Below are 25911 nucleotides of genomic sequence, written 5' to 3'. Positions count from 1 at the left end.
AATGAGAAAAAGAAGCATTAAGAATACAAGAGTAAATACAGAAGTGCAGCATGAGTTATCGAACATCATCCGCGGGGGATTAAAAGACCCGCGTGTTGCACCGTGGACTTCGGTCGTGGCTGCAGAAGTTGCACCGGATCTTAAGACGTGTAAGGCATATATCAGTGTACTTGGAGATGCTTATGAGCAGGAGCAGACAATTAAGGGGCTGCAGAGTGCAGAAGGCTATATCCGTCGTGAACTGGCCAGAACACTAAATCTGCGTAATACACCTGAGATCAAGTTTGTACTGGATCAGTCCATTGAGTATGGTGTGAATATGTCAAAGAAGATTGATGAAGTAACCAAAGACCTGAAAACGGAAGGTGTTGAGGAAGATGCTGAATAAAGTATTGGAGAACGTGTCCACGATCGCGATCGGCGGACATGTGCGTCCGGATGGAGACTGTGTGGGTTCCTGTGTGGGACTCGGACAGTATATCCGTGAAAACTACAGTGATAAAATCGTGGATATTTATCTGAAAGATATCCCGGAATCGTTTCATTTCTTAAAAGGGACAGAGACAATCCGGGAGTCTGTGGATGATGAAGAGAAAGTATATGATCTCTTCATTTCCCTGGACTGCGGGGATACAGACAGACTGGAGTATTCTAAAACGTTATTTAATAAAGCAAAGCATACGTTCTGTGTGGATCACCATATCAGTAACATCGGCTTTGCAGATGTAAATCATATCGTTCCGGAAGCAAGTTCGACATCAGAACTGGTATACGGACTTCTGGATGAAGAGAAGATTTCTCAAAATGTGGCGGAAGCACTGTACCTTGGAATTGTGCATGATACAGGCGTATTCCAGTATTCCTGCGCCGGACCGGAGACATTCCGGGTGGCCGCAAATCTTCTGGAAAAAGGCATTGACGGACCAAAGATCATAGAAGATACATTCTATGCGAAATCTTATGCGCAGAATCTTGTGATGGGCCGTGCACTGATGGAAAGTATCCTGTTTTTAAATGGAACAGGTATCGCGTCCTATATTCGGAAAGATGTGATGGATTTTTACGGTGTGGGACCAAAAGATCTGGAAGGAATTGTAAGCCAGCTTCGCGTGACAGAAGGAGTAGAGGTTGCTGTATTCATGTATGAGTTGAAACAGAATGAATTCAAAGTAAGCCTCCGTTCCAAAGAGAAAATCGATGTCAGCAAGATCGCACAGTATTTTGGCGGCGGCGGTCATAAGAAGGCATCCGGATTTACAATGGCGGGAACACCGTTTGATGTGCTGAATAATTTGTCCAAACAGATTGAGGTACAGATGGAAAAACTGGAAAAGACACAGGAGCAGTAAACTATGATACACGGAATTATCAATGTGTATAAAGAAAAGGGATTTACATCCCATGATGTGGTGGCGAAACTTCGCGGGATCGTCGGACAAAAGAAGATCGGACATACAGGGACACTTGATCCGGATGCGACAGGTGTCCTTCCGGTGTGTCTTGGAAAAGCAACCAAGCTTTGTGATCTTTTGACTGACAAGAACAAGACATATGAAGCAGTGTTGCTTCTTGGCAAGACAACGGATACACAGGATATTACAGGTGAAGTTCTGGAAGAAAAGTCAACAGAGGCACTGACCGAAGAAAAAGTCAGAGAAGCTATTGAAGGATTTATCGGAGATTATGAACAGATTCCCCCAATGTATTCGGCTCTTAAGGTAAATGGAAAGAAATTATATGAGCTTGCCAGAGAAGGAAAGGTCATAGAGAGAAAAGCGCGTCTGGTTAAGATCCTGGATATTCAGATTCTTGAGATTGATCTTCCGAAAGTCCGTATGGAAGTATCGTGTTCGAAAGGGACCTACATCCGTACGCTTTGTCATGATATAGGTGAGAAGCTCGGATGCGGAGGCTGCATGGAATCACTGATCCGTACAAGGGTGTCAACGTTCCGGATTGAAGATGCGAAAACGCTGGATGAAATCGAAACCTTGAAGCAGGAAGGAAAGCTTGCAGAGCTTCTGGTACCGATCGATGCGATGTTCCCGTCTTATCCGAAGATCACGGTGAAAGATGATTGGAAGGCATTTGCTAAGAATGGGAATCCTCTGGATCTTAAAATGTTAAAAGAGGCATGCGGACAAGACGAAGAAACTCAGGTGCGTCTGTATGATGAGTCGGGTAAATTCATCGCCATTTACCAGTGGAAAGAAAAAAAATACCACATCGTCAAGATGTTTTTTAACGAGTAAACGAGGAAGAAAAGACTATGCAGTATATCAGAGAGCTTGCGGAATATAACGGAAACGGAAGGGCAGCAGTGACTTTTGGAAAGTTCGATGGATTACACAGAGGCCATCAGATGCTTGTGACAAAGGTCCGTGAATTAGGAAAACAGGAGAATATAAACAGTATCGTATGTTCGTTTGACATGAGACCGTTATGGAAGGAAAAAGGGATTGCCCCGGAACTTCTGATGGTCGGAGAGGAACGGCAGGAAAGGGTAAAAGATGAGGTCGATTACCTGATCGAATGCCCGTTTACCGAATCTTTTCGTCAGAAGAGTGCGGAAGATTTTATACAGGAGATCATCCATGATCTGTTTCGTGCGAAATATATCGTGGTAGGGACAGATTTTACATTCGGATGTGAGAAACGCGGGGATGTGCATATGTTGGCGGAATATGCAGACCAGTATGATTATGAACTGATCGTTATAGAAAAAGAACGTTATCACGACCGGATTATCAGCAGTACTTATGTAAAAGAAGTAGTAAAAGAGGGCGATGTAGGGCTGGCAGAAACTCTGCTTGGTTATCCGTTTGAAGTAGAAGGGACGGTTGAACATGGCAGACAGCTTGGCCGTACGCTTGGATTCCCGACGCTGAATGTAGCATGGCCGGAAGGAAAGATCGTGCCGGCGCACGGAGTCTATTTCTGTAAGATAGATATCGAAGGAAAGACTTATCCGGGAATTGCCAATGTCGGTATCAAACCGACCGTGACAGAAGAAAAGAAGCTGTTGATCGAGGCATTTCTTTTCGGATATTCCGGAAATGCATACGGGGAAAAAGTACGGATTAATCTTAAAAAATTCCGGAGACCGGAGCAGAAATTTGACGGGATCGATGCACTGAAAAGACAGATCGATAAGGATATTGCAAAAGGAATGGAATATTTCGGAATTGTATAAATTTCTCTTTACACGAGGAATTTCATATGATATACTAAGCAACGTTGAAGCCGGTGTTCGGTAACTGGAAACTCCAACCGTTACTTAATATCAGGCGTTTTAATTAAGAGTATATAGGAGGAAACAAACATGATTTCTAAAGAGCAGAAAGAACAGATCGTAGCACAGTATGGTAGAACAGCAGGAGATACAGGATCACCGGAAGTACAGATCGCTATCCTGACAGCAAGAATTAATGATCTTACAGATCACTTCAAAGCTAATCCAAAGGATCACCACTCAAGAAGAGGACTTCTTAAGATGGTAGGACAGAGAAGAGGACTTCTTGCATACCTGAAGAAGACAGACATCGAAAGATATCGTGCACTGATCGAGAAACTTGGATTAAGAAAATAATTCATGCTTTTTATGGGGACATTCGGAAGAATGTCCCTTTTTCGTTGCCTGATATCGGTAAAAAGTTATCATCTGTAAGGTTTTTTGCTGGCAATTTTTTGGGGATGCTTTTCGAAGTGGCAGTTTCTGCAGTAGTAAGTGTTTTTGGTGTAGCTTTTTATGTAAGGGTATGTTATAATAACTAAGATTGTGGATTGGGAAAGCTTCACCGAGACCACTGAAAAGTATATTTGATGCAGAAATGCTGCTTTATATGGCATTTGCATAGTGAAAAATGTGTTTTTCAGTAGTTTCGGGGTAATCTTGAACCACAAAAGAAAAATAAAGGAGAAAACATTTATGTATAAAACATTTGAAATGGAACTCGCCGGAAGACCTTTAAAAGTTGACGTAGGCAGAGTTGCAAAACAGGCAAATGGTGCTGTATTAATGCATTACGGTGACACAACTGTACTTTGTACAGCAACTGCTTCAGAGAAGCCAAGAGACGGAATCGATTTCTTCCCACTGAGCGTGGAATACAACGAAAGAATGTATGCAGTAGGAAAGATTCCTGGAGGATTCAATAAGAGAGAAGGAAAAGCATCTGAAAATGCTATCCTTACATGCCGTGTAATCGACCGTCCGATGAGGCCACTGTTCCCAAAGGATTACCGTAACGATGTAACACTGGAGAACCTTGTATTATCTGTAGATCAGGACTGTGCTCCGGAGCTTACAGCTATGCTTGGTGCAGCAATCGCAACAACGATTTCCGATATCCCGTTTGACGGACCGATCTCTACTACACAGGTAGGTCTGGTAGACGGAGAATTCGTATTCAACCCTACAGCAGCTCAGAGAGCAGTATCTGATATGGCTTTAACGGTTGCTTCTACAAGAGAGAAAGTCATTATGATCGAAGCCGGAGCAAACGAAGTTCCAGAGCAGCAGATGATCGATGCAATCTTTGCAGCACATGAATTAAACCAGAAAGTAATCGCATTCATCGATACAATTGTAGCAGAGTGTGGAAAACAAAAACACGAATATGAAAGCTGTGCAGTTCCGGAAGAACTCTTTGCAGCAATCAAAGAGATCGTTACTCCGGAAGAGATGGAAGTAGCAGTATTCTCTGATGATAAACAGACAAGAGAAGAAAATATCCGTGTCGTAACAGAAAAGTTAGAAGAAGCATTTGCTGAAAATGAAGAGTGGCTTGCAGTTCTTCCTGAGGCTGTATACCAGTACCAGAAGAAGACAGTACGTAAGATGATCTTAAAAGACCACAAACGTCCGGACGGAAGAGAGATTGACCAGATCAGACCACTTGCAGCAGAAGTTGATTTGATTCCTAGAGTACATGGTTCTGCAATGTTCACTCGTGGACAGACACAGATCTGCAACATCTGTACATTGGCACCACTTTCTGAAGCTCAGAAACTGGATGGTCTGGATGAAGCAGAGACAACAAAGAGATATATGCACCACTACAACTTCCCATCATACTCTGTAGGTGAGACAAAGCCATCCAGAGGACCGGGACGTCGTGAGATCGGACATGGAGCACTGGCAGAGCGTGCACTGCTTCCGGTACTTCCAAGCGAAGCAGAATTCCCATATGCGATCCGTACTGTATCTGAGACATTTGAATCAAATGGTTCTACTTCTCAGGCAAGTGTATGTGCATCTTCTATGTCACTGATGTCAGCAGGTGTACCGATCAAGGCTGCAGTAGCCGGAATCTCATGTGGACTGGTTACAGGTGATACAGATGATGATTATCTTGTACTTACAGATATTCAGGGACTGGAAGACTTCTTCGGAGATATGGACTTCAAGGTAGCCGGTACACACAAAGGTATCACAGCGATCCAGATGGATATCAAGATCCATGGACTGACAAGACCAATTATTGAAGAAGCTATCGCTAAGACAAGAAAAGCAAGACTTTACATTATTGATGAAGTTATGAATAAAGCAATCGATGCTCCAAGAGCACAGGTTGGAGAATTCGCTCCAAAGATCGTTCAGATGCAGATCGATCCACAGAAGATCGGCGATGTAGTCGGACAGCGTGGAAAGACAATCAACGCGATCATCGAGCAGACAGGCGTGAAGATCGACATCACAGACGACGGTGCCGTATCTATCTGCGGAACAGATGCTAAGAGCATGGAAGAAGCGCAGAAGCTGATCCACATTATCGTAACAGATTTCGAAGCAGGACAGGTTCTGGAAGGAAAAGTTGTCAGCATCAAAGACTTCGGCGCATTCCTTGAATTTGCACCTGGAAAAGAAGGAATGGTACACATTTCTAAGCTTTCCAAAGAAAGAGTAAACCGCGTAGAAGACGTTCTGACACTTGGCGATGTTGTTAAGGTTGTATGCCTTGGCAAGGACAAGATGGGAAGAATCTCATTTTCTATGAAGGATGTAGCGGAATAAGATTATAAATTTAATATAAGATGTAATGTGAATGCCCCAGGGTTCCGGTAGTGGAAGCCTGGGGCGTTTTTGTTACTAAAGCATGGGAAAGAGATTGGAAAATAAGGCAAATTGAGTCAGACGTGAAGGATGAGAGAGTGGTTTACGTGAAGAAAGAGCAGAAGAGAGAATTTGTCTGGTGAGGAGATTATATGATAGAGGAATGAATTCGGCCCAGATTAGTGAACTTATAGGACTAGATAAAGAGCAAGTAGAAGAAATGCTGCAAACAAAGAGTAATTTTGAAAATAATGGATAATCTTGTGATTATAAGAAGTATAAAATGGATATAGGAGTAAAGGTGATATGAAACAAAACACAAAATTTCATATCACCTTTTTGCGTCCCCAGAAAAATACCAGTCATAATCTCTATCCATCCACATATACATGGGTGTAAAGAGGTGATGAACATGAAAGAAGATACAATCTTAAAAGTCCTGCCATGGGATGTCAGAAGTATTATACAAAAGGAAAAGCTGGAATTTGAATACTTGCAGGAGATTCGTCTTCGGGAAGGAAAACCACTGATCTTTCTGTATCATGACACGGAAGTTATCCCCGGAGCGAAAGCCAGACGGCCATACCTGGTGACAAAAGATAATATCCGCGAAATGCTGGAATACATCAGTAATTATTCTCTTTACGCATGTGAACAGGAGATGCGGCAGGGATTTATTACAATTGAAGGAGGACACAGAGTGGGATTATCGGGACAGGCTATTATGGAAAATGGAAAGGTAAAGAACCTGAAATACATTTCTTCGGTGAATATCCGTGTGGCGCATGAGATGATCGGATGCGCCGATGCGGTCTTTCCTTATATTGTATGCAACCGGGTGTTGTGTCATACATTAATCGTATCACCGCCGGGATGTGGAAAGACCACGATGCTAAGAGATTTGATCCGTCAGATATCGGAAGGAAATTCCTGGATTCCGGGGCTTGCGGTAGGAGTGGTGGATGAACGTTCGGAGATCGGCGGCTGCTATATGGGCGTGGCACAGAATCATCTGGGAATCCGGACGGATATTCTGGACGGCTGCCCGAAAGCGGAGGGAATGATCATGCTGATTCGTTCAATGGGACCGCAGGTGATCGCAGTGGACGAGATCGGGACACCGGAAGATGTACATGCCATTGAATATGCGATGCACTGTGGGTGTAAGATGCTGGCAACAGTACATGCTGAGTCTATGGAAGAATTAAGAAAGAAACCGTTGTTCAACCGGATGATCGGAGAGGGAAGATTTGAACGGTACATTTTACTTGGAAATAATGTACACGTAGGACAGATTGAAGGGATCTTTGATAACAGGGGCAGTCTTCTTTACAAAGAAGCAATGGAAATGGCGAAATGATAAAGGCAATCGGAGCAGTCATGGTGATTCTTGCGGGCAGCGGCTGGGGGATGCTGCAGGCGGCGAAAATTGAAGAATGTTACAGGCAGATGCGTTACCTGAGAAAATTAATTTTCCGGATCAGAAGTGAGATCCGTTATTCCAGACGGGTGCTTCCAGAAGCATTCCTGAGTGTAGGGAGTGAAGCTCAGGAGCCGTATAAGATGTGGCTGTTATCTTTGTATGAGCGGCTGGAAAACAGACAGGGTACAAGTCTGGCGGGAATATGGGAAGAAGAGACGAGAACACATCTGCCGGTAATCGGAATCCCACAGGATATGTTGGAGAGCCTGATCCGTCTGGGAGGTGAATTGGGAACAATCGATATCGAGATGCAGGTAAGGACACTGGATCTGTATCTGGAACAAATGGAGCAGAAAATGGAGGACATGAGAACGGAACAGAAGGAGAAAATCCGTCTGTATCAATGTATCGGAGTGACCGGAGGTGTATTTCTGGCAATCATCCTCCTGTAAGAAAAGGGAGAGTATGTATGACGATAAATCTGATATTTAAAATTGCAGCGGTCGGGATTCTGGTATCAATACTGTGTCAGGTGTTGAAGCACAGTGGGAGGGAAGAACAGGCTTTTCTAACCAGTCTTGCAGGACTTTTGCTGGTACTGTTCTGGATCGTGCCGTATATTTATGATCTGTTTGAATCCATCCAGAATTTATTTTCATTATAAAGGAAAGGGGCTATATGTTGTAAAAAATGTATTCTGTACAGGCATGGGAGGTGGAACGCATGAGCATGCTGCAGATTGGGATACTGGGGGTGGCAGGAGTTCTGCTGGCACTTCAGTTCAAAAGCGGGAAATCGGAATATGGCATCTATATCAGTATCGCTCTTGGCATGCTGATCTTTGCATCTCTGCTTGGAAAGATCAGTCTGCTCAAAGATGTACTGAATGAGGTCAGTAATGTAGTAGGGCTTAACAGTGATTATTTTAAAACATTGTGGAAAATTCTGGGAGTTACATATGCAGCTGAATTTTCGTCGGCAATCTGTAAAGATGCGGGGTATCAGACGATCGCATTACAGATTGAAGTGTTCGCAAAGATTACGATTCTGGTCTTGAGTCTTCCGGTTTTAAGTGCGCTTTTGCAGACGATACGGGGATTTCTGGTATGAGATACGATATGAAATATAAGAAATTGAATGTGGAAGATAATGAGAGCTGTAATCTGCAATGTGAAAAGAAATGTGAAAAACTGGCAGGTGTTTTTATTTGCTGTATTTTGGCTTTTTTTCTGTTGTTTTTATCGACGAGAAATGTAGGACTTATATATTGTTATGCAGATGAATTATCTGAAGACAGTGAAAATACTGCGGAAGATGCAGAACAGGAACAACAGAAAATAAAAGAAACCATCCTTTCGGAATTTGAATATGGAGAAATCGATGATTCCTTACGCTCACTGTTTCCTGAAAAACGGATTGCATTTCAAGAAGTAATATCAGAAATTTTAACCGGAGATCTGAAATCTTCCGTCAAACTTCTTACCGAATTTGCCGGAGAACAGATGCTTTATCTGCTTCAGACAGGGAAGAAAAATCTGGTACATATTTTGCTGATCGCAATGATCGCAGCATTCATGAATCAGTTCGCGGGTACCCTTCAGAACCGACAGGTGGCAAGTGTCGGTTTCTATATGATTTATATATTATTGGCGGCACTGACGGTTGCGGCATTCGATGTGGTTATTCAGTGGGTGGAATCCGGGATACGTAATATCACTGCTTTTATGGGAGTGTTTTATCCGGTTTACTTTCTGGCAGTTGCGGTGGCGAAGGGAAGTGTGACCGGAGTGGCATTTTATAATCTTGTTCTGTTCCTGATCTATGCGGTTGAGATCATAATCGGAAATGTACTGTTGCCGATGGTGCGGGTATATATGATTATCCGTGTTCTGAACTTTCTGGGACCGGAAGATATGCTGGGAAAATTATCGGAATTCCTGGAACTGATCATCCGCTGGACACTGAAGACGGCACTTGCGTGTGTCATCGGTGCGAATCTGATTCAGGGAATGATCAGTCCCGCGATCGATACGGTGAAGAGAAGTACTGTGCTGAAAGGGGCAGAGGCAATTCCGGGAGTAGGAAATCTTCTGGGCGGAATGACGGAAGTAGCGCTTGGAACGGCAGTGCTGGTAAAGAATGGAATTGGAATGACAGGAGCAGTAATCTGCATTGCCCTGTGTGTGATACCGCTGGTTCAGACTGCGGGAACGGCTCTGCTTTATAAGCTTGCGGCTGCCGTGATCCAGCCGGTGTCGGATGAACGTGTCACAGGATGTGTAGAAGCAGTGGGAGAAGGATGTCAGATACTGCTGCAGATTGTATTTACCGTGGGAGTGTTATTTCTGCTGACGATCGCAATCGTGGCGGCGGTAACAAATGCATGACCGGGAAGGAGCGGAACAGATGGAGATGATCTATAACTGGATCTTGAAATTATCATTTTTTGCCGTGCTTGGAAGCGTGATCCTGCAGATGATACCGGATCATGGATTCCAAAAATATGTCCGCTTTGTCCTGGGACTGATTCTGGCGGCAATGCTGGTTGTACCGGTACTGGAATTGTTTGATAAGAGAGCCGCATTTGAAGAGATTTATCATAATAGTGCATATAAGATTCGGACCAGTGAACTGGAAGAAAAAAGTCAGAAAGTTCAGGAAGATATTCTCGATATAGATGGACAGAACGTAGAGAATCAAAACATAGAAAATTCGGGTACGGGCAGCCAGAATACAGAGGATCAGATACAAGATTCGAACACAGACAGGAGTTCAGATGAAAATGTAAGCCAGAACAGGAGAATCGAGGTGGAGCAGATTGAAATCGGCAAAGAATCTGAGTGATTTATTTTCAAATAAACTTGGAAACTGGAAAAAATTCTCATTAAAAAATCTAAGAAAAGATCAGCTTCTGATCCTGCTCCTTACAGGAATTCTTCTGATGGTGATTGCAGTCCCCGCAGGAAAGAAAAAGGAAAATATGTCGTCCGCATCGAACGATAATACAGGAAAATCAGTAAACGGGACATCTGCCGGAACGGATGAGGAAACGTATACAGCTTATCTGGAAGACCGCCTGAACCGAACCTTATCGCAGATTGAAGGAGCCGGAGAAGTAAAGGTGATGATCACGCTGAAATCTTCGGCGGAAAAGGTACTGGATAAGGATACGGAATCGGATCAGGAAACAGTGACGGAAGAAGACAGCCAGGGAGGGACCAGACAGTCGTCAAAGACATCCAAAAAAGAAAATACGGTGTATAGGACGGACAGTGAAAGCAACAGTCAAGGAAGTGGATCCCCGTATGTGAGTAAGGAACTAAGTCCCAAGATCGAAGGTGTGGTAGTGATCGCAGACGGTGGGGAAAATGCAGTAGTAAAAGAAAATATCAGCAGTGCGGTCCAGGCATTATTTGATATTGAACCGCATAAGATTAGAATAATGAAAAAGCAGACAAATTAAGAGCAGTATGAAAGAGCAGGAGGGCAAGATAGTGAAAAAGATCGCAAAAAAGAATCAGATTGTGATTGCAACGCTGGCAGTAATGATCGCGGCAGCAGGGTATATGAATTACTCTGGCAAATTATTCCCAGGTAAGACGAAAACACAGGAAACAAATTCGGAACTTGCAAATAAGGAATTATTAGATATTTCTGATGAAGATACATCTGTATCATCTGGGGATATTAAAAGTCAGGATGGAGATACTGGCAGCACAGACGGTAATGCCAGCAGTACAGATGACGGCAGTGTAGACGGGACGCCTGGGGAAGCAGTCCTCGCCAACGGAACGGTAAGTTCTGTGGCAGCACAGGCGAAGGTGAGCAGGGAACAGGTACGCTCCAAGAATAAAGAGACATTACAGAGCATTATCGACAATAAGAATCTTAGTGATGCAGAGAAAGAAAATGCAGTGAACCAGATGGTACAGATGACAGAAATCGCAGAAAAAGAAGCGGCAGCAGAATCACTGCTCGCGGCAAAAGGATTTAACGATTCTGTGGTAAGTATTACGGATGATCAGGCAGATGTGATCGTAGGTGCTTCGGAATTAAGTGATGCGAACCGGGCGCAGATCGAGGACATTGTGACAAGAAAGACGGGCGTGGCAGCGCAGAATATTGTGATCAATCCAGTGAATGCAGATTCGAAGTAATTATCTAAAAACACAGGAAAACCTTGAAAATACAGGAAAAATGTATTTGAGCATTTTATAGACATATGTTATACTGACTAATAGTGCCTATAAACGGATATACTATAAATTAGGAGTGTATAATATATGTCACAGATTACGAATGAAGTAAAGAATCAGATAAAGAAAAGAAGAACATTTGCAATTATCTCACATCCCGATGCAGGTAAGACGACACTGACAGAGAAGTTCCTTCTCTACGGAGGTGCCATCAATCAGGCGGGAAGCGTAAAAGGAAAGGCAACTGCAAAGCATGCGGTTTCTGACTGGATGGAAATTGAAAAAGAAAGAGGTATTTCGGTTACTTCTTCAGTACTGCAGTTTAATTATGACGGATACTGTATCAATATTCTGGATACACCGGGACATCAGGACTTCTCGGAAGATACGTACCGTACATTGATGGCAGCAGATTCCGCAGTGATGGTCATTGACGCATCCAAGGGTGTCGAGGCGCAGACAAGAAAGCTGTTCAAAGTATGTACGATGCGCCATATCCCGATCTTCACATTCATTAACAAGATGGACCGTGAAGCAATGGATACATTTGAACTTCTTGATGATATTGAAAATGAACTTGGAATCGCCACATGTCCGATCAACTGGCCAATCGGTTCCGGTAAAGAATTCAAGGGAGTATATGACAGAGCATCTAAAAAAGTTGAGATCTTTTCCGATACGAAAAAAGGAACAACTCAGGGAGAGGTAAAGAAGGTCGATATCAATGATCCGGAGATTTCCTGGCTTATTACAGATGACCAGAAATTACAGCTGGAAGAGGAGATTGAACTTCAGGACGGTGCCGGAGCAGAATTTGATCAGGAATTGGTAAGCAAAGGAGAACTTTCACCGGTCTTCTTCGGTTCCGCTCTTACGAACTTTGGTGTAGAGACATTCCTTCAGCATTTTCTTCAGATGACGACCTCACCGCTTCCGAGAATATCTGACAGAGGTCCGATCGATCCGATGGAAGAGGGAGATTTTTCAGCTTTTGTATTCAAGATTCAGGCCAATATGAACAAGGCTCACCGAGACAGAATTGCATTCATGCGTATCTGCTCCGGAGAATTCGAAGCCGGTATGGATGTATATCATATGCAGGGTGGCAAAAAAGTACGTCTTTCCCAGCCGCAGCAGATGATGGCAAGTGAGCGTAAGATGATCAGTAAAGCTTATGGCGGAGATATTATCGGTGTATTTGATCCGGGGATCTTCTCAATCGGAGATACATTGACGACAGCACAGGACAAATTCACATACGAAGGAATCCCGACATTTGCACCGGAGCATTTTGCACGTGTACGTCAGGTTGATACGATGAAGAGAAAGCAGTTTATCAAAGGAATCAACCAGATCGCACAGGAAGGTGCGATCCAGATTTTTCAGGAATACAATACTGGTATGGAAGAAATCATCGTCGGTGTTGTCGGCGTACTTCAGTTTGATGTGTTGAAATACCGTCTGGAGAACGAATATAATGTAGAGATCCGTCTGGAAAATCTTCCGTACGAGTACATCCGCTGGATTGAAAATGAAGAGATTGATCTGGATAAGCTGACAGGAACTTCAGATATGAAGAAAGTTAAAGATCTGAAAGGCCGTCCATTACTGCTGTTCGTGAATGAATGGAGTATCCGTATGACGATAGACAGAAATGATGGATTAAAACTTACGGAATTTGGCAGATCATAAAAATATAAACAGAAATAAAACTCCCAGGCTGACTGGGGGTTTTCAAATGTATGTAAGTTTGTTATAATAAAAGACAGTGAAAAACCAGACGGGAGGTTTCTGAAAAGATGAGTAAAGAAGAAAAGAATACGTATACAATAAAAACAGATGAAAATCTTGGAGAAGTAAAGATTGCAGATGAAGTTGTAGCTATTATTGCAGGTCTTGCAGCAATGGAAGTAGAAGGTGTTGCTTCTATGGCAGGTAATGCAACAAGAGAACTGATCAGCAAACTTGGAATGAAGTCTTTATCCAAAGGTGTAAAGGTAGATGTACTGGATGGCATTGTAACTGTATCCCTGGCATTAAATCTTAATTATGGATACAGCATAAAAGAGATTACTTCTAAAGTGCAGGAAAAAGTAAAAACTGCAATTGAGAACATGACAGGACTTGAGGTGGCAGATGTGAATATTCGTGTTGCCGGAGTCGAGATACCGGAGGAAGCATAAGTGAAGAGAACAGAGCAGAGAGAACATATCTTTAAGTTAATATTTGGTGCTGATTTTAATGAAGAGTCAGAACAGGGAACGCAGACAGAACTGTATTTGGAGCAGATTGAAGGTGCCACGGAAAAAGATATGCAGTATATCAGTCAGAAAGCACAGAAGATTATAGAGAAGATTGATGAGATCGACACATTGATCAATGAACATACAACAGGATGGAAGACTGGCCGTATGAATAAGGTAGATCTTACAATCTTAAGACTTGCAGTCTACGAGATGAAGTGGGACGAGGACGTTCCGACAGGTGTTGCGATCAACGAAGCTGTCAATCTTGCAAAGAAATACAGCAGTGAAGACGGTGCATCATTTGTAAATGGAGTACTGGCAAAACTTGCAGATTAATCAGAGGTAGAGAATGGCTCGAAATGTATATACAGTAAAACAGGTGAATTCTTATATAAAGAATATGTTCACCCAGGACTTTATGCTGAACCGTATCTATGTAAAAGGAGAAGTCTCTAACTGTAAGTATCACACATCGGGACATATATATTTCTCATTAAAGGATGAGTCCGGAACGATTGCCTGTGTCATGTTTGCGGGGCAGCGAGGCGGGCTCTCTTTTCATATGAGAGAAGGACAGCAGATCATTGTACTTGGTTCGGTGAATGTCTACGAAAGAACAGGCTCTTATCAGCTCTATGCGCAGGAGATCCGTCTGGACGGAGAAGGCACACTTTATGAGAAATACCAGATGCTGAAGCAGGAACTGGAAGAGATGGGAATGTTTGCACCGGAATATAAGAAAGCAATTCCGAGATATGCGAAGCGGATCGGCGTAGTGACTGCACCGACAGGAGCGGCAGTCCGGGATATCATGAATATATCTGCAAGACGTAATCCGTATGTACAGTTACTTCTGTATCCGGCACAGGTACAGGGAGAGGGAGCGAAAGAATCAATCGTGCGTGGAATCCGTATGCTGGAGACAAAAAATGTAGACGTGATCATTGTCGGAAGAGGAGGAGGCTCGATCGAAGATCTGTGGGCATTTAACGATGAGTGCGTGGCAAGGGCAATTTTTGACTGTCAGGTTCCTGTGATATCGGCAGTGGGCCATGAGACAGATGTGACAATTGCAGATTATGTGGCAGATCTGCGTGCACCGACACCTTCGGCGGCGGCAGAACTTGCAGTCTGGGATTACAGACAGTTACAGGGATATCTGGATGAATGCAGATTGAGAATGAATCGGAGCATGACAGGAACGATTCGTATAAACCGGTTACGACTGAAAGAATTGGATGTGAGGCTTTCTTATCTGCATCCACGTCACAAACTGCAGGATCAACAGCAAAGACTGATAGAACTGGAAGAGGAACTTCGAACGCTGATGAGAGACCGGGTAAAAGAAGCAAGACATCGCCTGGCGATTCAGATTGAAAAGCTGAATGGATTGTCTCCGGTCAGAAAGCTGAACCAGGGCTTTGCCTATGTGGAAGAAGCAGACGGTGGTGTTGTAAAGAGTATCCGTCAGGTGGAAAAGGGTGATGAGCTGACAGTATATGTAACGGATGGACTCATCCGTACATCTGTTAAAGCTGTGCAGAAAAAGACATATAAAATATAAGGATTATTAAGATAACAGACAGATACCGGGAGAAATGCAATGGCAGAAAAAAAGGAACAATCTTTGGAAGACCAGAGCCTTGAGGAGATTTTCTCAGATCTGGAACAGACGATAAAAGAGATGGAAGACGGGGAGATTTCGCTGGAGGAATCTTTCCGGTTGTATCATCAGGGTATGGATATGCTGAAAGCATGTAACAGTAAAATCGATAAGGTAGAAAAGAAGATGCTGTTACTGGATGAAGAGGGTGAGGAACATGAATTCTAAAGAAGAATTTACAGTACAGATGAAAAGGAAAGTAGCCGAAATTGAAGAAATCCTGAAAGAATATCTTCCAAAACCGGAAGGGTATCAGAAGGTGATCATGGAAGCTATGGAATACAGTCTGATGGCAGGGGGAAAAAGACTGCGGCCAATGTTAATGAGAGAGACCAGCAGATTATTTGGCGATGAAACAGAAGCGCTTTGTCCATTTATGGCGGCGCTTGAAATGATTCATACGTATTCTCTGGTTCATGATGATCTTCCTGCGATGGACAACGATGAATATCGCAGAGGCAGAAAGACTACACATATTGTCTATGGAGAAGATATGGGGATACTGGCAGGGGATGCACTTTTAAATTATGCGTTTGAGACAGCATTTCGTGCGTTTGAGACAGCACCGCAGGAGAGCCTTAAAATCGGACGTGCCCTTAGTGTCCTTGGCAGAAAAGCAGGTGTCTATGGAATGATCGGCGGACAGGTGATCGATGTAAAAGAAACAGGACATGCTGTGCCGAAAGATGTTCTGGATACGATTTATGAGTTGAAGACAGGAGCGCTGATCGAATGTGCTATGATGATTGGTGCAATTCTCGGAGGGGCAGAAGAAGAGGATGTACGAAAGGTCGAAAAGATAGCACATTATGTGGGCATTGCATTCCAGATTCAGGATGATATCCTGGACGTGACCAGTACGGAAGAAGTACTGGGAAAACCAATCCACAGTGATGAAAAAAATCAGAAGACAACATATGTAACACTTCTGGGAATTGAGCAGGCACAAAAAAGAGTAGAAGAATTATCCAATCAGGCAATAGATCTGCTTCACCAGCTTTCAGGGGAGAATGAATATCTGGAACAACTGCTGATACAGTTGATCCACAGAGACAGATAGAGGGGATACCTGGTTATGTTAGAAAGAATTCAAAAAGCAAATGATATAAAAAAACTGGCACCGGAGGAACTGCCGGAACTGGCACAGGAAATCCGACAGTTTCTGATCGAAAAGATCAGCAGGACCGGTGGTCATCTTGCATCAAATCTTGGCGTGGTAGAGCTTACGATGGCAATACATCTGGTTTTTGATCTTCCGAAAGATAAGATTATATGGGATGTCGGACATCAGTCTTATACGCATAAGATCCTGACCGGTAGAAAAGATGGATTTGATGACCTGAGAAAATATGGTGGAATGAGCGGATTCCCGAAGAGAAAGGAAAGTGCATGCGATGCATTTGACACGGGACACAGCTCGACTTCTATTTCTGCGGGGCTTGGATATGTATGTGCAAGAGATCTGCAAAAAGAAGATTACAGTGTGATCTCTGTGATCGGGGATGGTTCTCTGACCGGAGGTATGGCTTATGAAGCTTTGAACAATGCTTCAAGGCTTAAGAAGAATTTTATTATTGTTTTGAATGATAATCATATGTCGATTTCCGAAAACGTAGGTGGAATGTCGGATTATCTGGCGAAGCTTCGTACTGCAGATTTTTATACAGATTTGAAAAAAGGTGTAACGAATATGCTTCATAATGTACCGGTTGTGGGAGATCCTATGATTGAACATATCCGTAAGACGAAAAGCAGTCTGAAGCAGCTGATCGTACCAGGAATGTTTTTTGAAGATATGGGAATTACATATCTGGGACCGATTCAGGGACACAGCATACCAATGTTGGTACGTGCATTAAAAGAAGCAAGGAAGATTGAGGGACCTGTGTTATTGCATGTCCTTACCAAAAAAGGAAAAGGATATGAACCGGCAGAAGAACAGCCGGATAAATTCCATGGGATCGGACCGTTCCAGGTAGAGACCGGTGAACCGGAAAAACCGAAGAAAAAAGATTCATATACAGATGTATTTGGAAAAGTAATGTGTGATGAAGCGGCAAGAAATGATAAACTTGCGGCGATCACTGCAGCAATGGCAGATGGAACGGGTCTTGCGAGATTCCGAAAGAAATATCCGAACCGCTTTTTTGATGTGGGGATTGCGGAAGAACATGCGGTGACATTTGCGGCAGGACTTGCGGCAGGCGGGATGAAACCGGTATTTGCGGTATATTCTTCTTTCCTTCAAAGAGCTTATGATCAGATGATTCATGATGTGGCACTTCAGAATCTTCCTGTGATGTTTGCCGTGGACAGAGCGGGATTAGTAGGCAATGACGGAGAGACGCATCAGGGAATTTTTGATCTGTCTTATCTGAGCAGTATCCCGAACATGGTAATCATGTCACCAAAACACAAATGGGAACTGGCGGATATGGTGAGATTTGGTATCTCATATGAGGGACCGATCGCGATCCGCTATCCGAGGGGGAGTGCATGTGATGTCTGTCCGGAATTCAGAAGTCCGATTGAATACGGAAAAAGTGAGATATTGTATGAAGAAAGTGATATTGCAATTATTTTCGTAGGGCATATGTTTGAAGAGGCACTGAAGGTAAGAGAAGATTTAAAAGAGAAAGGCTATGACTGCTCGCTTATTAATGCGAGATTTATAAAACCGTTAGATGCCAAGATGCTGGACCGGCTTACAAAGAAGCATCGGTTGATTGTTACGATTGAAGAAAACGTAAAATCCGGAGGATTTGGAGAACATGTAAGTGAATATCTGATGAGGATCGGTGCAGATGTGAGAGTGCAGATTCTGGCACTCCCGGATGATTATGTAGAACATGGTAATGTAGATGTCCTGCGCAAAGAGACTGGTCTGGAGGTAGAATCCATGACGGCACAGATCTGTAAGATGTATGAGACAATGTAGATAACAGGAGAGATTATGAAAGAACGATTAGATGTATTACTTGTAAAAAGAAATCTGGCGGCTTCCAGAGAAAAGGCAAAGGCAATCATTATGTCCGGGATCGTATATGTAGACGGACAGAAAGAAGATAAGGCAGGAACTACATTTCCGGAAGAAGCGACGATCGAAGTGAGAGGTCATACTCTTCCATATGTCAGCCGCGGCGGTCTGAAACTGGAAAAAGCGATCAAGAATTTTGATGTCAGTGTAGAAGGAAAGGTATGTACAGATGTAGGCTCTTCTACAGGAGGCTTTACGGACTGTATGTTGCAGAATGGTGCTGTGAAAGTATTTGCGATTGATGTGGGCCGCGGACAGCTTGACTGGAAACTCAGACAGGATCCACGAGTTGTATGTATGGAAAAAACGAACATTCGTTATGTCACACCGGAAGACATTGGAGAACCGGTACAGTTTTCATCTATTGATGTATCATTTATTTCGCTTACAAAAGTGTTACTTCCGATTCGTAATTATCTTACGGAAGACGGACAGATAGTTGCACTGATCAAGCCACAGTTTGAAGCGGGAAGAGAAAAGGTTGGGAAAAAAGGCGTTGTACGCGAAAAAAGTACGCATATAGAAGTCATCCATAAAGTGATTGATTATGCAATGTCTATCGGATTTGAAGTGCTGAATCTGGAATTCTCTCCGATCAAAGGACCGGAAGGTAATATCGAATATCTGGTCCATTTACAGAAATGCGAAGCGACTGACAGAATTTCGCCTGAGATTGATGTCGAAAAGACGGTAGATCAGTCATTTGCGACACTTGCGAAAGGTTAGAGACAGATGTTAAAAAAGTTTTGGATCGTTACAAATGATGGAAAAGATACGAATCATGCGGTGACGGAAAAAGTAAAGGAATTACTGGAGATAGCGGGAAGAAGCTGTATATTGTGTGAAAAAGATGCAGAGAAAAATATTATCAGGGAACGGATTCCGGACATGATCGATTGTGCAATCGTGATTGGCGGTGACGGGAGTTTGATTGAAGTGGCAAGAACGCTCTGGAAAAGAGACGTTCCGATTCTGGGTATCAACATGGGAACGCTTGGGTATCTTACAGAGGTAGAGGTAAGCAATCTGGCAGAAGATATCACACAGATGCTGAAAGGTGATTATCTGTATGAAGAGCGTATGATGCTGGAAGGCATGTTTCCGAACGGAAAGAAAGATGTTGCACTTAATGATATTGTTGTGTCACGTAAAGGTGATGATCTGCGTATTATATATTTTAAATTGTTCGTAAACGGGGAACTGTTGAATTCCTATGAAGCGGATGGAATCATCATTTCCACACCAACCGGTTCTACGGCATATAATATGTCGGCGGGAGGTCCGATCGTAGAACCTACGGCGTCTCTTACTGTGATCACACCAATCTGTTCACATGCGTTGAACACAAGAAGCATTGTTCTGTCTTCCGACGATGAGATCGTGATTGAGATCGGAGAAGGACGCAGAGGCAATATAGAAAAAGTACTGGTTACATTTGACGGTGCGACCAGCGTGCCGCTTGAGACAGGAGATCGTCTGACCATTTGCAAGGCAAAAGAGTCGACAAAAATCATGAAGATTAATAAAATCAGTTTTTTGGAAATATTACGGAGAAAGATGAAGGGAAATTGATGATATGAAAGTTAACAGACATGCGAAGATTATTGAATTGATTAATAAATATCATATTGAAACGCAGGAAGAACTGGCGGAATATCTGAACCAGGAGGGATTCAAAGTTACTCAGGCAACGGTATCCAGAGATATCCGTGACCTGAAACTTACAAAGATACCTTCAGAAAATGGAAAACAGAGATATGCACTGCACCAGCATAATGAGAATGGAATGAGTGAGAAATATATCCGTGTTTTAAGAGAAGGGTATCTGTCTATGGATATGGCACAGAATATTCTGGTGATCAAGACAGTGGCCGGAATGGCAAGTGCTGTATGTGCGGCACTGGATGCAATGAAATGGAATGAAATTGTCGGAAGTATTGCGGGAGATGACACGATTATGTGTGCAATACGAAGCGTGGATGACACGGTAAAAGTAATGGACAAGATCAGCAAGATTATCTTATAGGAGGATGCATGTTACAATATTTGCATGTGAAAAACCTGGCTTTGATCGATGAGATCGAAGTAGAGTTTGGCAGAGGGCTGAACATATTAACAGGAGAGACCGGTGCCGGGAAGTCAATCATTCTAGGCTCGGTCAATCTTGCTCTTGGCGGAAGATACACGAAAGACATTCTTCGCCAGGGAGCGAGATACGGATTGGTGGAGCTGACATTTTCAGTGGAAAATGAACGGCAGATCCGTAAATTAAAAGAACTGGATATTTACCCGGAAGATGGGTTTATTACACTGCAGAGAAGACTGATGGAAGGAAGAAGTGTCAGCAAGATCAATGGCGAGACAGTACAGATGGCGACACTTAAAGCAGTATCATCGATTTTGATCGATATTCACGGACAGCATGAACATCAGTCACTGCTTTATAAAAAGAATCATCTGGCGATCGTTGATGCTTTTGCAGGTGAAGAGACGAAGAGACAGAAAGAAAAAGTCGTAGAGATATGGCGGCAGTACAAAGAAAAACAAAAAGAACTGTCAGAGGCAGGAGCAGATGAATCCGAAAGGGCGAAAGAACTGGCATTTTTACAGTTCGAAGTCGATGAGATCGTGCAGGCAGAATTAAAAGAGCATGAGGACGAAGAGCTGGAGTCACTTTACCGTCGTATGTGCAATGGAAAGCGGATTGTCCAGAGCGTGACCGAAAGCTATCAGTATACAGGCGGAGATGGGGAAAGCGCAAGCGAAAAGCTCGGAAGGGCACTTAGAACCCTGTCGGAAGTTTCAGATGCTGATGAGCAGCTTGCGCAGTTATATTCGCAGCTTGCGGATGTAGATAATCTGTTAAATGATTTCAATCACGAACTGGCGGAGTATCAGAAAAACTGTGAATTTTCGGATGAAGAGTTTTATGAAACAGAAAAACGGTTAAATGAGATCAATCATCTGAAGACGAAATATGGTAACTCGTATGAAAAGATCATGGAGTACTGTAAGAAGCAGGAAGAAAGAATTGAAATTCTGGAAAACTATGATGCGTATATGCAGGAATTGAAAGCATCCTGTGAGCAGTTGGAACAGGATTATCTTAAAAGGGCGCAGAAACTTTCGACTCTTCGAAAGAAGAAGGCAAACATGCTGGAAAAGAAGATCCAGAAAGGCTTGGAAGACCTGAATTTTGAACAGGTGCAGTTTGAGATACATTTTGCGGAAAAGAAAGAATATTCCAAAGATGGCATTGATGATGCGGAATTCCGTATTTCGCTCAATCAGGGACAGCAGGTGAAACCATTGACAGAAGTTGCTTCCGGTGGTGAGCTTTCCAGAATCATGCTGGCGATCAAAGCTGTAATGGCAGATAAAGATGAGATTGAGACACTGATCTTTGATGAAATTGATGTTGGTATCAGCGGACGTACGGCACAGAAAGTGTCGGAAAAGATGGCATTGATCGGAAAAGAACATCAGGTGATCTGTATTACACATCTTGCACAGATTGCAGCGATGGCAGATCAGCATTTCCTGATTGAAAAAAAGACAGAGGATGCAGTGACGCGTACACACATTTATCCGCTGACAGAAGAAAAGTCGGTAGAAGAGCTGGCAAGGATCCTCGGCGGTGCAAAAATTACAGATACCGTGATCCAAAGCGCAAAAGAGATGAAAAATCTGGCAGGTCAGATAAAATAAAAAGTATACAGATCCAGAGTATTTTTTATAAAATACCACATACTAAGATAGACATTCTTGCAGGGATGTCTATCTTTTTTTGAGGTGTGGAACATGAGAAAATATTGGTATCGAAAATGTCTGATCATAACACTTGTTTTTTCTGTCTTTTTTTACACGGGATATTCAGTGAAGGAAAAAATGGAACGTAACGAAAAAGAGGAAGTAAGCGCGGGGACGGTGTCTGACAATACGGTGATCCCGGGAGGTATGCCGATCGGAATCTATCTGGAAACAGAAGGAGTCATGGTTCTTGGAACAGAGAAGGTTACAGGAACAGACGGTGAACGACTGGAACCGGCAAGACATCTGGTAAAGGCCGGTGATTATATCGTAGAATGCAATGGAACGAAGATCAGGGATAAAAAAGAACTACAGACGATATTAAAAACTACAGATGGAACAGATGTGATTTTAAAGCTGCGCAGAGATTCGGAATATCTGGAAGTGAAGGTAAAACCGGTCAGGAGCAAAAAAAATAATTGCATGCTCGGGATATGGGTAAGGGACAATGCACAGGGACTTGGAACAGTAACATTTCTTAATTCTGACAGCAGATTTGGAGCACTTGGACATGGAATTCATGACACAGATACGAATGCACTTATGGAGATTCGAAATGGAAGAGTATACGAAACCAGTATACGAAGTATCCAGAAAGGAATTGACGGTAATCCAGGAGGCATTGAAGGAATCATTGTTTATAACAGATATAATGTGCTTGGAAAAATTGATAAAAATACGGATTGTGGGATTTTTGGAACGCTTGACCGCACAGAAAACCTGTTTCAGGACACGGATCCGATGGAGATAATGCAGACGGATGAAATAAAAAAAGGAGATGCAAAAATCCGATGCTGTGTGGAAGGAAAAGTAAAAGAGTATAAAATTCGTATTACAAAAATTGACAAACATACCAGAGAGGAAAATAAAGGACTCGAAATAGAAGTGACAGATCCAAAATTGCTGGAAATTACAGGCGGAATCATTCAGGGAATGTCGGGAACACCAATTATCCAGAATGGAAAGATAGCGGGTGCGGTTACCCATGTATTTGTCAGTGATCCAACGAGGGGTTATGGGATTTTTATCGAAAATATGCTGAAATATGTAGAATAATCAGAATTTTGTCGATGCGGGTCATGTTTTTACGACAGTATTTTCTTGTTCGAAAATTGAGGAAAATATATAATAAAACTCGACATAATTATTAAGGGACAAGGAGGCATTACGTAAAATGAGAGAAGTTAATGTAGCAATCGCTGACGACAATGAAAGAATTTTGGATATGCTGGGTGAAATCATAGAGCAAGACCAGGATTTGAATCTGATAGGAAAAGCTGATAACGGTGAAGATATCTATCATCTGATCAAAGAAAAGAAACCGGATGTTGTATTACTGGATCTGATCATGCCAAAGATGGATGGATTAAGTGTGATGGAAAAAGTAAATATGGATGAGCAGATTACCAAACGACCGGAATTTATTATCGTGACAGCTGTCGGACAGGAAAGAATTACAGAAGATGCCTTCCGAAAAGGAGCAAGTTACTATGTGATGAAACCATTTCACAATGATATGATCTTAAGCAGGATCAAAGATGCGGGAAACGGGGAGAGAAAGAACAGTTCGGAATCCGAAAGCCGGAATGTAGTTTCCAAAAAGCAAGAATATAATCTAGAGACCCGTGTGACGGATATGATCCATGAAATCGGAATACCGGCGCACATAAAAGGTTATCATTATCTGCGGGATGCGATCATTATGGCAGTGGATGATATGGATGTGTTGAATGCGATTACGAAGGTTTTGTATCCTACAATTGCCAAGATGCATCAGACAACGGCAAGCAGAGTGGAAAGAGCAATTCGTCACGCGATCGAAGTTGCATGGAGCCGTGGAAAGCTTGATACGCTGGATGAGTTATTTGGATATACAGTAAGTAATGGAAAGGGAAAACCTACAAATTCAGAATTTATAGCATTGATCGCAGATACGATCCGACTGGAAAATAAAAACCGCTAAACAACCCTTTTATTCTGAATAAAAATACGTTATAATGATAAAGTATTCTAAGGTTGGGAGGGAAATGCAATGAAGAAAATACTATTTGCGGCATCTGAGTCAGTCCCATTTATCAAAACAGGAGGACTTGCCGATGTTGTCGGATCATTACCGAAATATTTTGATAAAGAAAAATACGATGTGCGCGTAATGCTTCCAAAGTATATGTGCATGAAAGACGAATGGAAAGAAAAACTTCAGTATCATACTCATTTTTATATGGACTTGAACTGGAGAAAACAGTATGTTGGCGTTCTTGAAATGGAATACGACGGAATTAAGTTTTATTTTATAGATAACGAATATTACTTTAACGGATATGCACCATACGGTGATATGTATGCGGATATTGAAAAATTCGCATTCTTCTCAAAAGCTGTATTAAGTGCACTTCCACTGATCGATTTCAGACCAGACATCATTCACTGCCATGACTGGCAGACAGGACTGGTTCCGATCTATCTGGATAATTTCAGATATGGCAATGAATTTTACCGTGGAATCAAGACGGTGATGACTATACATAACCTGAAATTCCAGGGAACATGGGATCCGAAGCGTGTCAGAGACATTACCGGATTACCACAGTATTATTTCGCACCGGATAAGCTGGAAGCATACAAGGATGCAAACTACCTGAAGGGTGGAATCGTATATGCGGACAGAGTAACGACGGTAAGTAACTCTTATGCAGAGGAAATTAAGACACCATTCTATGGCGAGAAACTGGACGGTCTTATGAATGCAAGAGCAAACTGCCTGTCTGGAATTGTGAACGGAATTGATTATGAAGATTATAATCCACTGACAGACAATAAGATCGAGAGAAATTATGATGTCAGCAATTTCCGTAAAGAGAAGATCAAGAACAAGATCGCACTTCAGAAGGAACTTGGTCTGGAAGAGAATCATAAAACTATGATGATCGGTATCGTATCCAGACTGACAGATCAGAAGGGATTTGATCTTGTTGCATATGTAATGGATGAACTGTGTCAGGATGCAGTACAGATCGTAGCGCTTGGTACAGGAGAAGAACAGTATGAGAATATGTTCCGCCATTTCGCATGGAAATATCCTGGAAAAGTATCTGCAAACATTTATTATTCAGAAGCAATGTCTCATAAGATCTATGCGTCCTGTGATGCATTCCTTATGCCGTCACTGTTTGAACCATGCGGACTCAGCCAGTTGATGAGTTTACGTTACGGAACAGTTCCGATCGTCCGTGAGACAGGCGGTCTGAAAGATACAGTAGAACCATACAATGAGTATGAAAAGACTGGTACAGGATTCAGCTTCATGAACTACAATGCACATGAGATGCTGGCAACTGTACGTTATGCAGAACAGATCTATTACGATAAGAAACGTGACTGGAACAAGATTGTTGAACGTGCCATGAATAAAGACTTCTCATGGAAGAATTCTGCAAAACAGTACGAAGAATTATACGAAGGAATGTAAAAACAGACTAAA

At 42.6% G+C, this 25911-nt stretch carries 28 protein-coding genes; all 28 read left to right on the top strand.

All coding sequences use genetic code 11. The features are described from left to right. Position 1 precedes the first annotated feature (1 nt). The 28 genes from rbfA (at position 2) to glgA (ending at position 25899) form a co-directional block, all read left to right on the top strand. Positions 2-388 carry a 30S ribosome-binding factor RbfA gene (gene rbfA / locus NQ508_RS07675; protein WP_006427574.1) on the top strand — a complete coding sequence of 129 codons (387 nt, stop codon included), beginning with the start codon at positions 2-4 and terminating at the stop codon, positions 386-388. Then, positions 378-1349, top strand: a complete 972-nt coding sequence (locus tag NQ508_RS07670; RefSeq protein ID WP_006427573.1) for a DHH family phosphoesterase — start codon at positions 378-380, stop codon at positions 1347-1349. Before rbfA ends, NQ508_RS07670 begins: the two co-directional genes overlap by 11 nt. Positions 1350-1352: 3 nt before the next feature. Continuing rightward, positions 1353-2252, top strand: coding sequence for a tRNA pseudouridine(55) synthase TruB (truB, locus tag NQ508_RS07665; protein WP_006427572.1), 900 nt, complete (start codon positions 1353-1355; stop codon positions 2250-2252). A gap of 17 nt (positions 2253-2269) precedes the next feature. Then, on the top strand, positions 2270-3193 hold the full coding sequence (locus NQ508_RS07660) for a bifunctional riboflavin kinase/FAD synthetase (protein WP_006427571.1): 924 nt from the start codon (positions 2270-2272) through the stop codon (positions 3191-3193). Between the two features lie 129 nt (positions 3194-3322). Further along, positions 3323-3589, top strand: coding sequence for a 30S ribosomal protein S15 (gene rpsO, locus NQ508_RS07655; RefSeq protein WP_006427570.1), 267 nt, complete (start codon positions 3323-3325; stop codon positions 3587-3589). A gap of 339 nt (positions 3590-3928) precedes the next feature. Continuing rightward, positions 3929-6016 carry a polyribonucleotide nucleotidyltransferase gene (locus NQ508_RS07650; protein ID WP_006427569.1) on the top strand — a complete coding sequence of 696 codons (2088 nt, stop codon included), beginning with the start codon at positions 3929-3931 and terminating at the stop codon, positions 6014-6016. Between the two features lie 451 nt (positions 6017-6467). After that, the gene (spoIIIAA, locus tag NQ508_RS07645; RefSeq protein WP_044920019.1) at positions 6468-7415 is read left to right on the top strand and encodes a stage III sporulation protein AA; all 948 of its coding nucleotides are present in this window, start codon (positions 6468-6470) and stop codon (positions 7413-7415) included. Beyond that, positions 7412-7930, top strand: coding sequence for a stage III sporulation protein AB (locus NQ508_RS07640; RefSeq protein ID WP_006427566.1), 519 nt, complete (start codon positions 7412-7414; stop codon positions 7928-7930). The genes spoIIIAA and NQ508_RS07640 overlap by 4 nt, the downstream gene beginning before the upstream one ends. A gap of 17 nt (positions 7931-7947) precedes the next feature. Continuing rightward, positions 7948-8142 (top strand): stage III sporulation protein AC, encoded by a 195-nt coding sequence (gene spoIIIAC / locus NQ508_RS07635; protein WP_006427565.1) that lies wholly within the window; start codon positions 7948-7950, stop codon positions 8140-8142. A 59-nt stretch (positions 8143-8201) separates the two neighbouring features. Continuing rightward, positions 8202-8588, top strand: a complete 387-nt coding sequence (locus tag NQ508_RS07630) for a SpoIIIAC/SpoIIIAD family protein (RefSeq protein ID WP_044920017.1) — start codon at positions 8202-8204, stop codon at positions 8586-8588. Next, complete coding sequence (locus NQ508_RS07625; RefSeq protein WP_006427563.1) at positions 8585-9865, top strand: stage III sporulation protein AE; 1281 nt, start codon at positions 8585-8587, stop codon at positions 9863-9865. Before NQ508_RS07630 ends, NQ508_RS07625 begins: the two co-directional genes overlap by 4 nt. After that, positions 9858-10322 (top strand): stage III sporulation protein AF, encoded by a 465-nt coding sequence (locus tag NQ508_RS07620; protein WP_006427562.1) that lies wholly within the window; start codon positions 9858-9860, stop codon positions 10320-10322. The genes NQ508_RS07625 and NQ508_RS07620 overlap by 8 nt, the downstream gene beginning before the upstream one ends. Then, complete coding sequence (locus NQ508_RS07615) at positions 10297-10941, top strand: stage III sporulation protein AG (RefSeq protein ID WP_237998607.1); 645 nt, start codon at positions 10297-10299, stop codon at positions 10939-10941. The genes NQ508_RS07620 and NQ508_RS07615 overlap by 26 nt, the downstream gene beginning before the upstream one ends. Positions 10942-10972: 31 nt before the next feature. Beyond that, the gene (locus NQ508_RS07610; RefSeq protein WP_044920015.1) at positions 10973-11635 is read left to right on the top strand and encodes a SpoIIIAH-like family protein; all 663 of its coding nucleotides are present in this window, start codon (positions 10973-10975) and stop codon (positions 11633-11635) included. A gap of 126 nt (positions 11636-11761) precedes the next feature. Then, on the top strand, positions 11762-13366 hold the full coding sequence (locus tag NQ508_RS07605) for a peptide chain release factor 3 (protein ID WP_006427559.1): 1605 nt from the start codon (positions 11762-11764) through the stop codon (positions 13364-13366). Between the two features lie 107 nt (positions 13367-13473). Then, positions 13474-13857: an Asp23/Gls24 family envelope stress response protein gene (locus tag NQ508_RS07600; protein ID WP_006427558.1), complete on the top strand. Its 384-nt coding sequence runs from the start codon at positions 13474-13476 to the stop codon at positions 13855-13857. Next, on the top strand, positions 13858-14256 hold the full coding sequence (gene nusB / locus NQ508_RS07595) for a transcription antitermination factor NusB (protein ID WP_022415520.1): 399 nt from the start codon (positions 13858-13860) through the stop codon (positions 14254-14256). Between the two features lie 13 nt (positions 14257-14269). Then, a complete protein-coding gene (xseA, locus tag NQ508_RS07590; RefSeq protein WP_006426460.1) occupies positions 14270-15484 on the top strand; it encodes an exodeoxyribonuclease VII large subunit in 1215 nt (404 codons plus the stop codon). Between the two features lie 39 nt (positions 15485-15523). Further along, positions 15524-15751 (top strand): exodeoxyribonuclease VII small subunit, encoded by a 228-nt coding sequence (gene xseB, locus NQ508_RS07585; protein ID WP_006426461.1) that lies wholly within the window; start codon positions 15524-15526, stop codon positions 15749-15751. Next, positions 15741-16643, top strand: a complete 903-nt coding sequence (locus NQ508_RS07580) for a polyprenyl synthetase family protein (protein ID WP_006426462.1) — start codon at positions 15741-15743, stop codon at positions 16641-16643. Before xseB ends, NQ508_RS07580 begins: the two co-directional genes overlap by 11 nt. 15 nt (positions 16644-16658) lie before the next feature. After that, a complete protein-coding gene (gene dxs / locus NQ508_RS07575; RefSeq protein ID WP_006426463.1) occupies positions 16659-18521 on the top strand; it encodes a 1-deoxy-D-xylulose-5-phosphate synthase in 1863 nt (620 codons plus the stop codon). Between the two features lie 15 nt (positions 18522-18536). Next, complete coding sequence (locus NQ508_RS07570) at positions 18537-19346, top strand: TlyA family RNA methyltransferase (RefSeq protein WP_006426464.1); 810 nt, start codon at positions 18537-18539, stop codon at positions 19344-19346. A gap of 6 nt (positions 19347-19352) precedes the next feature. Further along, positions 19353-20192, top strand: a complete 840-nt coding sequence (locus tag NQ508_RS07565; RefSeq protein WP_006426465.1) for an NAD(+)/NADH kinase — start codon at positions 19353-19355, stop codon at positions 20190-20192. 4 nt (positions 20193-20196) lie between these two features. Continuing rightward, entirely contained in the window at positions 20197-20646 is a 450-nt protein-coding gene (argR, locus tag NQ508_RS07560) for an arginine repressor (RefSeq protein ID WP_006426466.1), read from the top strand. An 8-nt stretch (positions 20647-20654) separates the two neighbouring features. Further along, on the top strand, positions 20655-22328 hold the full coding sequence (gene recN, locus NQ508_RS07555; RefSeq protein WP_006426467.1) for a DNA repair protein RecN: 1674 nt from the start codon (positions 20655-20657) through the stop codon (positions 22326-22328). A gap of 93 nt (positions 22329-22421) precedes the next feature. Next, positions 22422-23486 carry a SpoIVB peptidase gene (spoIVB, locus tag NQ508_RS07550; protein WP_006426468.1) on the top strand — a complete coding sequence of 355 codons (1065 nt, stop codon included), beginning with the start codon at positions 22422-22424 and terminating at the stop codon, positions 23484-23486. A 118-nt stretch (positions 23487-23604) separates the two neighbouring features. Continuing rightward, complete coding sequence (gene spo0A / locus NQ508_RS07545; protein WP_006426469.1) at positions 23605-24393, top strand: sporulation transcription factor Spo0A; 789 nt, start codon at positions 23605-23607, stop codon at positions 24391-24393. A gap of 69 nt (positions 24394-24462) precedes the next feature. Beyond that, a complete protein-coding gene (gene glgA / locus NQ508_RS07540; RefSeq protein ID WP_006426470.1) occupies positions 24463-25899 on the top strand; it encodes a glycogen synthase GlgA in 1437 nt (478 codons plus the stop codon). Positions 25900-25911: the final 12 nt, after the last annotated feature.

It is taken from the genome of Dorea longicatena, from assembly GCF_025150085.1.
Classification (GTDB): Bacteria; Bacillota; Clostridia; order Lachnospirales; family Lachnospiraceae; genus Dorea_A; species Dorea_A longicatena.
The sequence above is the reverse complement of the archived record's forward strand: the minus strand, read 5'-3'. Positions and strand labels throughout refer to the sequence as shown.

Excerpts from the sequence above, each read along its gene's own strand:
- NQ508_RS07670 (WP_006427573.1), top strand. The coding sequence starts at position 378 with ATGCTGAATAAAGTATTGGAGAACGTGTCCACGATCGCGATCGGCGGA.
- xseB (WP_006426461.1), top strand. The coding sequence starts at position 15,524 with ATGGCAGAAAAAAAGGAACAATCTTTGGAAGACCAGAGCCTTGAGGAG.
- spoIVB (WP_006426468.1), top strand. The coding sequence starts at position 22,422 with ATGAGAAAATATTGGTATCGAAAATGTCTGATCATAACACTTGTTTTT.
- xseA (WP_006426460.1), top strand. The coding sequence starts at position 14,270 with ATGGCTCGAAATGTATATACAGTAAAACAGGTGAATTCTTATATAAAG.
- spo0A (WP_006426469.1), top strand. The coding sequence starts at position 23,605 with ATGAGAGAAGTTAATGTAGCAATCGCTGACGACAATGAAAGAATTTTG.
- NQ508_RS07565 (WP_006426465.1), top strand. The coding sequence starts at position 19,353 with ATGTTAAAAAAGTTTTGGATCGTTACAAATGATGGAAAAGATACGAAT.
- NQ508_RS07625 (WP_006427563.1), top strand. The coding sequence starts at position 8,585 with ATGAGATACGATATGAAATATAAGAAATTGAATGTGGAAGATAATGAG.
- NQ508_RS07580 (WP_006426462.1), top strand. The coding sequence starts at position 15,741 with ATGAATTCTAAAGAAGAATTTACAGTACAGATGAAAAGGAAAGTAGCC.
- spoIIIAC (WP_006427565.1), top strand. The coding sequence starts at position 7,948 with ATGACGATAAATCTGATATTTAAAATTGCAGCGGTCGGGATTCTGGTA.
- recN (WP_006426467.1), top strand. The coding sequence starts at position 20,655 with ATGTTACAATATTTGCATGTGAAAAACCTGGCTTTGATCGATGAGATC.
- argR (WP_006426466.1), top strand. The coding sequence starts at position 20,197 with ATGAAAGTTAACAGACATGCGAAGATTATTGAATTGATTAATAAATAT.
- NQ508_RS07660 (WP_006427571.1), top strand. The coding sequence starts at position 2,270 with ATGCAGTATATCAGAGAGCTTGCGGAATATAACGGAAACGGAAGGGCA.
- glgA (WP_006426470.1), top strand. The coding sequence starts at position 24,463 with ATGAAGAAAATACTATTTGCGGCATCTGAGTCAGTCCCATTTATCAAA.
- rpsO (WP_006427570.1), top strand. The coding sequence starts at position 3,323 with ATGATTTCTAAAGAGCAGAAAGAACAGATCGTAGCACAGTATGGTAGA.
- NQ508_RS07630 (WP_044920017.1), top strand. The coding sequence starts at position 8,202 with ATGAGCATGCTGCAGATTGGGATACTGGGGGTGGCAGGAGTTCTGCTG.
- NQ508_RS07640 (WP_006427566.1), top strand. The coding sequence starts at position 7,412 with ATGATAAAGGCAATCGGAGCAGTCATGGTGATTCTTGCGGGCAGCGGC.
- NQ508_RS07605 (WP_006427559.1), top strand. The coding sequence starts at position 11,762 with ATGTCACAGATTACGAATGAAGTAAAGAATCAGATAAAGAAAAGAAGA.
- rbfA (WP_006427574.1), top strand. The coding sequence starts at position 2 with ATGAGAAAAAGAAGCATTAAGAATACAAGAGTAAATACAGAAGTGCAG.
- NQ508_RS07650 (WP_006427569.1), top strand. The coding sequence starts at position 3,929 with ATGTATAAAACATTTGAAATGGAACTCGCCGGAAGACCTTTAAAAGTT.
- spoIIIAA (WP_044920019.1), top strand. The coding sequence starts at position 6,468 with ATGAAAGAAGATACAATCTTAAAAGTCCTGCCATGGGATGTCAGAAGT.
- NQ508_RS07570 (WP_006426464.1), top strand. The coding sequence starts at position 18,537 with ATGAAAGAACGATTAGATGTATTACTTGTAAAAAGAAATCTGGCGGCT.
- dxs (WP_006426463.1), top strand. The coding sequence starts at position 16,659 with ATGTTAGAAAGAATTCAAAAAGCAAATGATATAAAAAAACTGGCACCG.
- truB (WP_006427572.1), top strand. The coding sequence starts at position 1,353 with ATGATACACGGAATTATCAATGTGTATAAAGAAAAGGGATTTACATCC.
- NQ508_RS07600 (WP_006427558.1), top strand. The coding sequence starts at position 13,474 with ATGAGTAAAGAAGAAAAGAATACGTATACAATAAAAACAGATGAAAAT.
- NQ508_RS07620 (WP_006427562.1), top strand. The coding sequence starts at position 9,858 with ATGCATGACCGGGAAGGAGCGGAACAGATGGAGATGATCTATAACTGG.